The sequence below is a fragment of the Streptomyces mobaraensis NBRC 13819 = DSM 40847 genome, assembly GCF_017916255.1.
Lineage (GTDB): Bacteria > Actinomycetota > Actinomycetes > Streptomycetales > Streptomycetaceae > Streptomyces > Streptomyces mobaraensis.
In genome coordinates this window covers 3,051,645-3,063,149 of the sequence record NZ_CP072827.1, presented here as the reverse complement: position 1 = coordinate 3,063,149, position 11,505 = coordinate 3,051,645, and the positions used below count along the sequence as shown (strand labels likewise).

At 72.5% G+C, this 11,505-nt stretch carries 9 protein-coding genes and 1 tRNA gene; 3 read left to right on the top strand and 7 right to left on the bottom strand.

The annotated features are described in order from the left end of the window. Positions 1-122: 122 nt before the first annotated feature. Complete coding sequence (ppc, locus tag J7W19_RS12810; protein ID WP_004953426.1) at positions 123-2,864, top strand: phosphoenolpyruvate carboxylase; 2,742 nt, start codon at positions 123-125, stop codon at positions 2,862-2,864. Between the two features lie 249 nt (positions 2,865-3,113). Here the strand turns inward: ppc and pth are convergent, their stop codons facing one another. The 5 genes from pth to J7W19_RS12785 form a co-directional block, all read right to left on the bottom strand. Next, entirely contained in the window at positions 3,114-3,710 is a 597-nt protein-coding gene (pth, locus tag J7W19_RS12805) for an aminoacyl-tRNA hydrolase (protein ID WP_004952615.1), read from the bottom strand. A 95-nt stretch (positions 3,711-3,805) separates the two neighbouring features. Further along, complete coding sequence (locus tag J7W19_RS12800; RefSeq protein ID WP_004952613.1) at positions 3,806-4,384, bottom strand: 50S ribosomal protein L25/general stress protein Ctc; 579 nt, start codon at positions 4,382-4,384, stop codon at positions 3,806-3,808. Between the two features lie 180 nt (positions 4,385-4,564). Beyond that, positions 4,565-5,542: a ribose-phosphate diphosphokinase gene (locus J7W19_RS12795; protein ID WP_004952610.1), complete on the bottom strand. Its 978-nt coding sequence runs from the start codon at positions 5,540-5,542 to the stop codon at positions 4,565-4,567. A gap of 73 nt (positions 5,543-5,615) precedes the next feature. After that, on the bottom strand, positions 5,616-7,073 hold the full coding sequence (gene glmU / locus J7W19_RS12790; RefSeq protein WP_078588233.1) for a bifunctional UDP-N-acetylglucosamine diphosphorylase/glucosamine-1-phosphate N-acetyltransferase GlmU: 1,458 nt from the start codon (positions 7,071-7,073) through the stop codon (positions 5,616-5,618). A 116-nt stretch (positions 7,074-7,189) separates the two neighbouring features. Continuing rightward, positions 7,190-7,260 (bottom strand) — tRNA-Gln (locus J7W19_RS12785). Between the two features lie 242 nt (positions 7,261-7,502). Between J7W19_RS12785 and J7W19_RS12780 the strand changes: the two genes are divergently transcribed. Then, the gene (locus J7W19_RS12780) at positions 7,503-8,858 is read left to right on the top strand and encodes a sensor histidine kinase (protein WP_040892120.1); all 1,356 of its coding nucleotides are present in this window, start codon (positions 7,503-7,505) and stop codon (positions 8,856-8,858) included. A 58-nt stretch (positions 8,859-8,916) separates the two neighbouring features. On the opposite strand, the gene J7W19_RS12775 is transcribed toward J7W19_RS12780, so the two are convergent. After that, on the bottom strand, positions 8,917-9,420 hold the full coding sequence (locus J7W19_RS12775; protein WP_004952605.1) for an SUKH-3 domain-containing protein: 504 nt from the start codon (positions 9,418-9,420) through the stop codon (positions 8,917-8,919). Positions 9,421-9,425: 5 nt separating this feature from the next. Next, positions 9,426-9,977, bottom strand: a complete 552-nt coding sequence (locus tag J7W19_RS12770) for a YwqJ-related putative deaminase (protein WP_004952603.1) — start codon at positions 9,975-9,977, stop codon at positions 9,426-9,428. Between the two features lie 548 nt (positions 9,978-10,525). Here J7W19_RS12770 and J7W19_RS12765 point away from each other — a divergent pair. Beyond that, entirely contained in the window at positions 10,526-11,503 is a 978-nt protein-coding gene (locus J7W19_RS12765) for an SMI1/KNR4 family protein (protein WP_004952601.1), read from the top strand. Positions 11,504-11,505: the final 2 nt, after the last annotated feature.

Here is an 11,505-nt window from a genome sequence, read left to right as displayed (position 1 = left end):
GGGCAAGAGGGCTGTCGGCCGCCACCGGGCGCGCCGGGTGGCGACCTATGCTGGTGGGCGTCGGACAGCGCGGTCCGCCACCCCTCCAGACGTGCTCGGAAACACCGCTAGGAGCAGCACCTGTGAGCAGTGCCGACCCCACCAGCCTCGAAGCACAAAGCGGCGCCGCACTGCGCGCCGACATCCGCCGCCTGGGCGACCTCCTCGGCGCGACCCTCGTCCGCCAGGAGGGCGAGGAACTCCTCGCCCTGGTCGAACGGGTCCGCGCGCTCACCCGGACCGACGGCGAGGCCGCCGCCCGCCTGCTGGGGGAGACCGACCCGGAGACCGCCGCCAAGCTCGTCCGCGCCTTCTCCACCTACTTCCACCTGGCCAACGTCACCGAACAGGTGCACCGCGCCCGCGAGCTCGGCGCCCGCCGCGACGCCGAGGGCTCGATCCTCGCCCGTACCGCGGACCAGCTGAAGGACGCCGACCCCGAGCACCTCAAGGAAGCCGTCGCGCACCTCGGCGTCCGCCCCGTCTTCACCGCGCATCCCACCGAGGCCGCCCGCCGCAGCGTCCTCAACAAGCTCCTGCGCATCGCCGAACTCCTGGGCCACCGGGCCGCCGGCGAGAGCGAGAAGCGCCGCACCGACCTCCGCCTCGCCGAGAACATCGACCTGCTCTGGCAGACCGACGAACTCCGCGTCGCCCGCCCGGAGCCCACCGACGAGGCCCGCAACGCCATCTACTACCTGGACGAGCTGCACACCGGCGCCGTCGGCGACGTCCTGGAGGACCTGGCCGCCGAGCTCGACCGGGTCGGCGTCCCGCTGCCCGCCACCACCCGCCCCCTCACCTTCGGCACCTGGATCGGCGGCGACCGGGACGGCAACCCCAACGTCACCCCCCAGGTCACCTGGGACGTGCTGATCCTCCAGCACGAACACGGCATCACCGACGCCGTCGAGCTCGTCGACAAGCTCCGCGTCGCCCTCTCCAACTCCATCCGCAACAGCGGCGCCACCGAGGAACTGCTCGCCTCCCTCCAGCGCGACCTCGAACTCCTCCCGGAGATCAGCCCCCGCTACAAGCGCCTCAACGCCGAGGAGCCCTACCGGCTCAAGGCCACCTGCATCCGCCAGAAGCTCCTCAACACCCGCGAGCGCCTGGCCCACAACACCCCGCACCAGGAAGGCCGCGACTACCTCGGCACCGCCGACCTGCTCGCCGACCTCCAGCTGATCCAGGACTCGCTGCGCGCCCACCGCGGCGGCCTCATCGCCGACGGCCGGCTGGAGCGCGCCCTGCGCACCCTCGCCGCGTTCGGCCTCCACCTGGCCACCATGGACGTCCGCGAGCACGCCGACGCCCACCACCACGCCCTCGGCCAGCTCTTCGACCGGCTCGGCGAGGAGTCCTGGCGCTACGCCGACATGCCGCGCGAGTACCGCCGCAAGCTCCTCGCCAAGGAACTGCGCTCCCGCCGCCCGCTCGCCCCCAGCCCGGCCCCGCTCGACGCGGCCGGCGCCAAGACCCTCGGCGTCTTCCACACCGTCCGCGAGGCCCTGGACCGCTTCGGCCCCGAGGTCGTCGAGTCGTACATCATCTCCATGTGCCAGGGCGCCGACGACGTCTTCGCCGCCGCCGTCCTCGCCCGCGAGGCCGGGCTGATGGACCTGCACGGCGGCTGGGCGAAGATCGGCATCGTCCCGCTGCTGGAGACCACCGACGAACTCCGGGAAGCCGACCGGATCCTCGACGACATGCTCGCCGACCCCTCCTACCGGCGGCTCGTCGCCCTCCGCGGCGATGTCCAGGAGGTCATGCTCGGCTACTCCGACTCCTCCAAGTTCGGCGGCATCACCACCAGCCAGTGGGAGATCCACCGCGCCCAGCGCCGGCTGCGCGACGTCGCCCACCGCTACGGCGTCCGGCTGCGGCTGTTCCACGGCCGCGGCGGCACCGTCGGCCGCGGCGGCGGCCCCACCCACGACGCGATCCTCGCCCAGCCCTGGGGCACCCTCGACGGCGAGATCAAGGTCACCGAGCAGGGCGAGGTCATCTCCGACAAGTACCTGATCCCGGCCCTCGCCCGGGAGAACCTGGAACTGACCGTCGCCGCCACCCTCCAGGCGTCCGCCCTGCACACCGCGCCCCGCCAGTCCGACGAGGCGCTCGCCCGCTGGGACGCGGCCATGGACACGGTCTCGGACGCGGCGCACGGCGCGTACCGGCGGCTCGTCGAGGACCCCGACCTGCCCGCCTACTTCTTCGCCTCCACCCCCGTGGACCAGCTCGCCGAACTCCACCTCGGCTCCCGCCCGTCCCGCCGCCCCGACTCCGGCGCCGGCCTCGACGGGCTCCGGGCCATCCCGTGGGTCTTCGGCTGGACCCAGTCCCGGCAGATCGTCCCCGGCTGGTACGGCGTCGGCTCCGGCCTCAAGGCCGCCCGCGAGGCGGGGCTCGACACGGTCCTGGAGGAGATGCACGAGCGCTGGCACTTCTTCCGCAACTTCCTCTCCAACGTGGAGATGACGCTCGCGAAGACCGACCTGCGCATCGCGCGGCACTACGTCGACACGCTCGTGCCCGACGAGCTCAAGCACGTCTTCGAGGCCATCCAGGCCGAGCACGAGCTGACGGTCCAGGAGGTGCTGCGCATCACGGGCGAGCGGGAACTGCTCGACTCCAACCCGGTGCTGCGGCAGACGTTCCACATCCGCGACGCGTACCTCGACCCGATCTCGTACCTCCAGGTCACGCTGCTGCACCGGCAGCGGGAGGCGGCGGCTCGGGGGGAGGCGCCCGATCCGCTGCTGGCGCGGGCGTTGCTGCTCACGGTGAACGGTGTGGCGGCGGGGTTGCGCAACACGGGATGAGGCCGCGGTGGGGCGCCTGCGGCGGGCGGTGCCCCGGTCCCGCCCCTTCGCCGTTTCCTGGGGGCAAGCCCCCAGATCCCCCTTTTCGCGGCTCCGCCGCTCGTCCTCAAACGCCGGACGGGCTGAAATCAGCCCGTCCGGCGTTTGAGGACAACCGCGCGCAGCGCGGTTGCGGGGGTGCGGGGGCTTGCCCCCGCAAGAAACGGTGAATGGGGGTGCCCCCTCTGGGGGAGGGACCGGGGCATCCCCCTACGAGTTGTACGTCCCCTGCGCCCGCTCCAGACCGTCCACGATCAACGACTCCACCGCATCCGCCGCCCGATCCACCTCAAAGGCGAGATCCTTCCGCTCGGCAGCGGAGAAATCCTTCAGCACGAAGTCGGCGACCTGCATCCGCCCCGGCGGCCGCCCGATCCCGAACCGCACCCGGCAGTAGTCGGACCCGAGCGCCTTGGTGATCGACTTCAGACCGTTGTGCCCGTTGTCCCCACCCCCAAGCTTCAGCCGCAGCTGCCCGAAGTCGATGTCCAACTCGTCGTGCACGGCGACGATCCGCCCGACCGGCACCTTGTAGAAGTCGCGCAGCGCGGCCGTCGGCCCGCCGGACAGGTTCATGAAGGACATCGGCTTGGCGACCACCACACGCCGGCTCGACGGGCCCGGCGCTCCCAGCCGTCCCTCCACGACCTGGGCGCGGGCCTTGTGCGCCTTGAACTTCGCGCCGATCCGCTCCGCGAGCAGGTCGGCGACCATGAAGCCCACGTTGTGCCGGTTGCCCGCGTACTCGCCGCCGGGGTTGCCGAGGCCCACGATCAGCCAGGGGCTCGTGCCCGTGGCGTCGTCCATCGTCATCCGCATAACTCCTTCATACGCCGACCGCCGCCCCGCTCCGGGTCAGGAGCGGGGCGGCGGCCGGAGGAAAGTGAGGCTCAGCGCGAGGCTCAGGCCTCGGCGCCCTCGGCGGCCTCGTCCGCCGGAGCGGCCTGGCCGGCGACGACGTGCAGGACGACCGCGTCGGCGTCCACGGCCAGCTCGACACCGGCCGGCAGGACGACGTCCTTGGCGAGGACGGAGGCACCGGCCTCCAGGCCCGCGATGGAGACGACGACGGCCTCGGGGATGTGGGTGGCCTCGGCCTGGACCGGCAGGGCGGTCAGGGTGTGCTCGAGCAGGTTGCCGCCGGGGGCCAGGTCGCCCTCGGTCTGGACCGGAACCTCGACGGTGACCTTCTCGCCGCGCTTGACGACGAGCAGGTCGACGTGCTCGAGGAAGCCCTTCAGCGGGTCACGCTGGACCTGCTTGGGGATGACGAGCTCGTCGCGGCCCTCGATGTCCAGGGAGAGCAGGGCGTTCGGGGTCTTGAGCGCCATCATCAGGTCGTGGCCCGGGAGGGACACGTGGACCGGCTCGGCACCGTGGCCGTAGACGACGGCGGGAACCTGGTGGGCGCGGCGGATACGGCGGGCGGAGCCCTTGCCGAACTCGGTGCGGACGGCGGCGGCGAGCTTGATCTCGGCCATGGTGCACTCCTCGGAGGTCGTGTGCGGACAGGGTCACCCGGCCCACGAACGGCCTGCTACGAAGAGCGCGTCGATAACGGACCGCCACACCGTGGAGAAAACGGTGCGGCCTCCCTCGCCGAGCAACTCAGGGAGTGTACCCGGCGCGGGAGGCCGCACCGAAATCGATCTAGGCGGTGATCACGCCTGCTCGTCGAAGAGGCTCGTCACCGAACCGTCCTCGAAGACCTCGCGCACCGCGCGGGCGATCGTCGGGGCGATCGACAGCACCGTGATCTTGTCGAGCTCCAGCTCGTCCGGGGTCGGCAGGGTGTTGGTGAACACGAACTCGCTGACCTTGGAGTTCTTCAGCCGGTCCGCGGCCGGGCCGGAGAGCACACCGTGGGTGGCGGTGACGATGACGTCCGCGGCACCGTGGGCGAACAGGGCGTCCGCCGCGGCGCAGATGGTGCCACCGGTGTCGATCATGTCGTCCACCAGTACGCAGACACGATCCTTCACGTCACCGACGACCTCGTGCACCGTGACCTGGTTGGCGACATCCTTGTCGCGGCGCTTGTGGACGATCGCCAGCGGGGCGCCGAGCCGGTCGCACCAGCGGTCGGCGACGCGCACGCGGCCGGCGTCCGGGGAGACGACGGTCAGCTTGTCGCGGTCGACCTTGGCGCCCACGTAGTCCGCCAGGATCGGCAGCGCGAACAGGTGGTCCACCGGGCCGTCGAAGAAGCCCTGGATCTGGTCGGTGTGCAGGTCGACCGTGAGGATGCGGTCGGCACCGGCCGTCTTCATCAGGTCCGCGATCAGGCGGGCCGAGATGGGCTCGCGGCCGCGGTGCTTCTTGTCCTGACGGGCGTAGCCGTAGAACGGCAGGATCACGGTGATGCTCCGCGCGGAGGCCCGCTTCAGAGCGTCGATCATGATCAGCTGCTCCATGACCCACTTGTTGATGGGAGCCGTGTGGCTCTGCATCAGGAAGCAGTCGGCGCCGCGCGCGGACTCCTGGAAGCGGACGTAGATCTCACCGTTGGCGAAGTCGAAGGCCTTGGTCGGGACCAGGCCGACGCCCAGCTGGTGCGCGACCTCCTCGGCAAGCTCGGGGTGGGCGCGGCCGGAGAAGAGCATCAGCTTCTTCTCGCCGGTCGTCTTGATCCCGGTCACAGCACAGTCTCCTTGGATGTCGCATTGTGTGCGCTTATCACGGTACGCCCCGTTCGACGCTGCCGTTGTCAGGTCACTGCTCCCCGTCGTGCTCCTGGAGAGCGGCGGAAGCGGCCTGTGCGGCGGCGCTTCCCGGGCGCTTTCGAGCCACCCAACCCTCGATATTCCGCTGCTGACCGCGTGCGACGGCGAGCGAACCCGGGGGCACATCCTTGGTGATGACGGAGCCGGCGGCGGTGTACACGCCGTCCCCGATCGTGACCGGAGCCACAAACATGTTGTCGCTGCCGGTGCGGCAGTGCGAGCCGATCGTCGTGTGGTGCTTGTTCACACCGTCGTAGTTCACGAAGACGCTCGCGGCGCCGATGTTGGTGTGGTCGCCGATCGTGGCGTCGCCCACGTAGGAGAGGTGCGGCACCTTCGTGCCCTCGCCGACCTCGGCGTTCTTCATCTCCACGTAGGCGCCGGCCTTCGACTTGCGGCCGAGCTTCGTACCGGGCCGCAGGTAGGCGTACGGGCCGACCAGGGCGCCCTCGCCGATCACCGCGCCGTCGGCCACCGAGTTGTCCACCCGGGCGCCGGCCGCGACCGTGGTGTCCGTCAGCCGCGTGTTCGGACCGACCTCGGCGCCGGTGGCCACGTGGGTGGCGCCCAGCAGCTGCGTACCCGGGTGCACCAGCGCGTCCGCCTCGAACGTCACCGTGACGTCCACCCACGTCGTCGCCGGGTCCACGACCGTGACGCCGGCCATCATCGCGTCGTGCAGCAGCCGCTCGTTGAGCAGCCGGCGGGCCTCCGCCAGCTGGACGCGGTTGTTGATGCCCAGGATCTCCCGGTGGTCACCGGCGACCGCCGCGCCCACCCGGTGCCCGGCCTCGCGCAGGATGCCGAGGACGTCGGTGAGGTACTCCTCGCCCTGGCTGTTGTCCGTCCGGACCTTGCCCAGCGCGTCCGCCAGCAGCCGGCCGTCGAACGCGAACACCCCGGAGTTGATCTCGCGGATCGCCCGCTGCTCCTCGGTGGCGTCCTTGTGCTCGACGATCTCCGTCACCGCGCCCGTCGCGGCGTCCCGGACGATCCGCCCGTACCCCGTGGAGTCCGGCACCTCGGCCGACAGCACGGTCACCGCGTTGCCGTCGGCGGCGTGCGTCTCGGCCAGGCGCTTCAGGGTGGCGCCGGTGAGCAGCGGGGTGTCGCCGCAGACGACGATCACGGTGCCGTCGGGCCGGATGCCCTCGCGGGACAGCTCCTCCAGGCCCATGCGGACCGCGTGCCCGGTGCCGTTCTGCTCCAGCTGGACGGCGGTGCGGACGTCGGGGTCGATCTCGCCGAGGTGGGCCGACACCTGCTCCCGCGCGTGCCCGACGATCACGACGAGCTGCTCCGGCTCCAGTTCGCGCGCGGCGGCGACGACGTGCCCGACGAGGGACCGGCCACAGATCGAGTGCAGGACCTTGGGGGTCGCCGACTTCATGCGGGTGCCCTCACCCGCTGCGAGAACGACGACGGCTGCCGGGCGGTTGGCGCTCACGGGTGTGCCCTTCGGCTTCGGGGTTACGAGGGGGTGACACCCGCAGGATACCGGTGCGTAGAAGGGCCGGAACGCGGCCGGGTCCTGACCTGGGCGGTCAGGACCCGGACCATGGGCTCCCGGGGAAGGAATCGAACCCTCATTCAATGGACCAAAACCATTTGTCCTGCCATTAGACGACCCGGGATGGTTCGCCTGCTGTGCCCGAGTTGCTTGATCGGGTGAGCGTGCAGACACCACTATGCCGTACCGCCCGGCCTCGATGCGACGGTGTCGGGGCCACTGAGAGCACCTGGGCGCGGGGTCGTGCGTGGGGTGGTTCCGGTGGTGTGCCACCGGGCTTCGGCCCCGTTCGCTTCCGCTCCTGCCGTTTGCGTGCTGCTGTCAGTATTCCGAAAACCGTTGGCCCGCCCCCGTAGTCTGGGTGGTATGACCACAACGGGGGCAATCACGGAAGCGGGCGCTCGGGGCGCGCCCGCGGGGCCGTGGTGGTGGGCCAGGCGGCGGAGCATGGTGCTGGACGTCGTCCTGGCGTTGATGTCGGTGATCGAGTGCACCTTCGAGGGACTCTCGTTCGCGCATGAGGTGGGAGCCCCGGGGGCGCTCGGAGCGCTCGCGGGGATACCGGTCGGCGGCGCGCTGCTGGTGCGCCGGAAGTGGCCGGTGGCGGTGGTGCTGGTGTCGATCGCCGTCACCCCGGCCGAGATGGGCTTCCTGCTCGGGGTCGTCGGGCTGTACACGCTCGCCGCGGCGGACGTCCCGCGGCGGATCGTCGTCGTCCTCGCGGTCGCCTCCATGGCCGGGACGCTGCTCGTCTCCGCCGCCCGGTTCCACCGCGACGCCACGGCCTCGGGCCTGGAGTCGAGCGTGGTGACGGCGGTCCTCTTCTCGTCCGTCATGGCCCTGGGGCTGACGGCGCCGCCGCTGCTCCTCGGCCTGTACGTGGGCGCCCGCCGAAGGCTGGTGGAGAGCCTGCGCGAACGGGCCGACGGGCTGGAGCGGGAGCTGTCGCTGCTGGCCGAGCGGGCCGAGGAACGGGCCGAGTGGGCCCGCAGCGAGGAGCGGACGCGGATCGCCCGCGAGATGCACGACGTGGTGGCGCACCGGGTCTCCCTGATGGTGGTGCACGCGGCAGCGCTCCAGGCGGTGGCCCTGAAGGACCCGGAGAAGGCGTCCAGGAACGCGGAGCTCGTCGGCGACATGGGCCGGCAGGCGCTGACCGAGCTGCGGGAGATGCTCGGCGTGCTGCGCGCCAAGCCGGACGGCGCCGCCGAACCCGCGGCGGCACAGGAGCCGGAGCGGCTCGCGGCGGTGGCCGCGGCGGCCTCGGCGCGGGTGCGCCGGTCCGCCGACGCCCTGGCCACGAGCACCGCGGACGGGCCGCGCCTCGCCCAACTCGCGGACCTTGTGGGGCAGTCGCGGCAGGCGGGGATGGCCGTCGAGTTCTCGGTCGAGGGCGACCAGCGCACGTACACCGCGCGGGTGGAGAGCACCGCGTACCGCGTGGTGCAGGAGGCCCTGACCAACGTCCACAAGCACGCCCCGGGGGCCGCGGCCCGGGTGCGGGTCGCACACCGGGAGGGCGAGGTGGCCCTCCAGGTGGAGAACGGGCCGTCGGACGGCGGGACGGACGCCGGGCTGCCGAGCGGCGGCAACGGGCTCGTCGGCATGCGGGAGCGGGTGACGGCGCTGGGCGGCGTGTTCGTCTCCGGGCCCACGGACCGGGGCGGGTTCCGGGTCTCGGCCGTGATCCCGGAGGCGGCGGAGGCGGCGGACGCGGCCTGAGGCCCGGCGGGTCCGGTTCGCCTCTTGTGGGCACCGGCCGTCCCACCGGGCGGCCGGTTCAGCCGCCGCTGTAGGACAGCCGAGCCGGCCGCGTCCCCGTCACCAGCGCCCCGATCGCGTGATCGATGTCGGAGCCGAGGTACCAGTCGCCGGTGTGGTCCAGGCTGTAGACCCGCCCATGGGCGTCGATGGTGAGCAGCGCCTGCCCGTCGAGCTCCTGCCCGAGCGGGCAGACCTCGGTGCCGAGCGCGCGGCCGAGGTCGGCGACGGTCCGGGCGAGGTGCAGCCCGTGCAGCGGGTCGATGTGGAACGGGGTCGGTGCGATGTGCTTGCCCGAGCCCGGCCCCGCGATGCGCAGTCCGCCGAACTCCGCCCACGCCTCGACGGCGGCGGGGAAGACGGTGTGCCGGTGCCCGGCGGGCGACACGTGGGCGCGCAGCGCGTCGGCCCACTTCTCGGCGGCCTTGATGTCCCAGCGGCCGGGCTGCCAGCCCGCCTCGCGCAGGGCGGCGTCGACGGCGACGGGGAACCGGGTGGCTGCGGTGCGGTCGAAAGCGCGCATGGAGGTCAGGGCCTGCCTCGTTCCGTGGTGGTGGGGTCGATGGCGCGGACGCCGAAGTGGGCGAGGAGCGCGGTACAGGACCGGCAGGGCGGGGCGTAGGCGCCGTGCCGGGGGTCGCCGTCCTCGCGGATGTGCCGGGCGGTGATCTTCGACTGCTTGAGCGCGCGGCGGGCCTCGCCGTGGGTGAGCGGTTTGCGGGAGGCACGTTTGCTGCGGCCCGCCTCGTGGGTGGTGAGGAAGCGGGTGAGGAGCAGCGCCTCGGGGCAGCGGCCGGTGAAGCGCTCGCGGCGGTCGCTGGTGAGCGTGTCCAGGAAGTCCTGGACGAGGGGGTGCAGGGCGGGCGGCTGTTCGGCCTTGCCCCCGGTGCAGGTCAGCGTGGTGCCGCGGACGGAGAGCGCGGCGGCGACGGCGGGCAGGATGCCGTCGCGGCGGTGGAGCAGCACGGGTGGACGGTCGGCGTCCTCGGTCGTGCTCCAGCTGAGCCGGGGGTCGCCGGGCGCGGCGGTCCGTCCGTCGGCGCTCCCGGTCAGGGGTTGGTGGTCCTGCGTCGTGTGCATGGTGGTTCTTCCCTCCCTGCAATCCCCCTGTTGCGGGGATCAGCCTGCCAAACGGGGTGGTGGGAGTGGAAGGCAGGGCGGTGTTGCGTGTGTCGGGTGTGCCGGAATAGGTGAGAGGGGCCCGAGTCGCGGCACGGGGGTGAGGCGGTCGCGGTGTGGGGGTTTGCCGGGGCGTGAGGGGTTTCTGCGGTTGTCCTGGGTTCTGGGGCCCGGGTCACTGGCGGGCCACTGGTGCGGTCCCGGGGTCCCGGGTCATCGGTGCGGCCCCGGGTCCTGGAACCCGAATCCGGCGCGGGCCGCCGCGTACGTCAGGGCAGCCGCCCCCTTCGCGTACGGCGGGCCCCGGCGGATCCCGGCGGGGCCGGAACCCGGGCCGGCGGAGCGGGCGTTCTCCGGAGGGGGGCGTGCTCCCCACCCACGGGCGGGGAGCCGTCTTGCGGCACCGCATAGGCTGTCCGTCACGAGGCCGTTCCGGCCGCGGGATCCGTCACCCGCCGCCGGGACCGCGAACGTCGCAGAACACGCCAGCCAAGCAGGGGGCATCCGCCATGACGACAGGTCGGCTCGGGCAGCAGGCCGCGCCACCGAACACGGCCTACGCCGGGCAGGTCGTGCACTTCCCGGACCCCGTCCGGCACGGCCGTTACCCCCAGGGCGTGCGGGTGGACGAGGACGGGTACCCCGACTTCTCCCCGTACGCCCGGGCCGCCGCCGAGATCGCGGACCCGCCGGAGGGCTTCGGGGTGGACGAACTGCGGCTGACCGACTACGTCTCCGCGAACGCCGCGCTGCACGCGGAGGGCCACGAACTCTGGGCGAGCCTGCACCCGGTGGCGACCCCGCACGGCTGGACCTGGCACCACGTGGCCGGAACGCGCCGGCTGGAGCTGGTGCCGGCCGAGGTGAAGGCGCTGCTGCGGCACCACGGCGGGCTGGCGACGGCCGCCGTGGACCAGGAGAAGCGCGGCACCCGGCCGCTCCAGGAGACCCGGCCGGTGCACTTCGCGCTCCCGCAGCGGGAACTGGCCGTGACGGAGGAGCAGGTCCAGGGCGTCGAGGAGGACCTCGGCTACCGGCTGCCCGGTGCCTACCGGGCGTTCCTCAAGGCGGCCGGCGGCTGCGCCCCGGTGGGCGCCGCGCTCGACGCGGAGCTGGGACTGCTGCTGGACCAGCCGTTCTTCACCGTCCGCGAGGAGGCGGCGGTCAACGACCTCGTCTACGTCAACAAGTGCCTGCGCGACCACTTCACCAAGGACTACCTCGGGGTGGCCTTCGTGCAGGGCGGCGTGCTGGCGGTCAAGGTGAAGGGCGAGGCGACCGGTTCGGTCTGGTTCTGCCCGTACGACGACGCCCGCGACCAGGACGGCTGGACGGTGCAGGAGCGGGTGGAGCGGCTGCTGCTGCCCTGTGGTGAGGACTTCGACGCCTTCCTGTCCCGGCTGGCGGGCGGACCGCCCGAGCTGGAGACGGTGGCGAACCTGATGGTCGACGGCGGCTTCGCGTACGCCGTCCCGGTGGAGGGGTGAGC

What these genes read in the sequence shown, in the direction of transcription:
- J7W19_RS12775 (WP_004952605.1), bottom strand. Translation starts at nt 9,420, where the DNA reads ATGCGCGCTTTCGACCGCACCGCAGCCACCCGGTTCCCCGTCGCCGTC.
- pth (WP_004952615.1), bottom strand. Translation starts at nt 3,710, where the DNA reads ATGGACGACGCCACGGGCACGAGCCCCTGGCTGATCGTGGGCCTCGGC.
- J7W19_RS12770 (WP_004952603.1), bottom strand. Translation starts at nt 9,977, where the DNA reads ATGCACACGACGCAGGACCACCAACCCCTGACCGGGAGCGCCGACGGA.
- J7W19_RS12765 (WP_004952601.1), top strand. Translation starts at nt 10,526, where the DNA reads ATGACGACAGGTCGGCTCGGGCAGCAGGCCGCGCCACCGAACACGGCC.
- J7W19_RS12800 (WP_004952613.1), bottom strand. Translation starts at nt 4,384, where the DNA reads ATGGCCGAGATCAAGCTCGCCGCCGCCGTCCGCACCGAGTTCGGCAAG.
- J7W19_RS12780 (WP_040892120.1), top strand. Translation starts at nt 7,503, where the DNA reads ATGACCACAACGGGGGCAATCACGGAAGCGGGCGCTCGGGGCGCGCCC.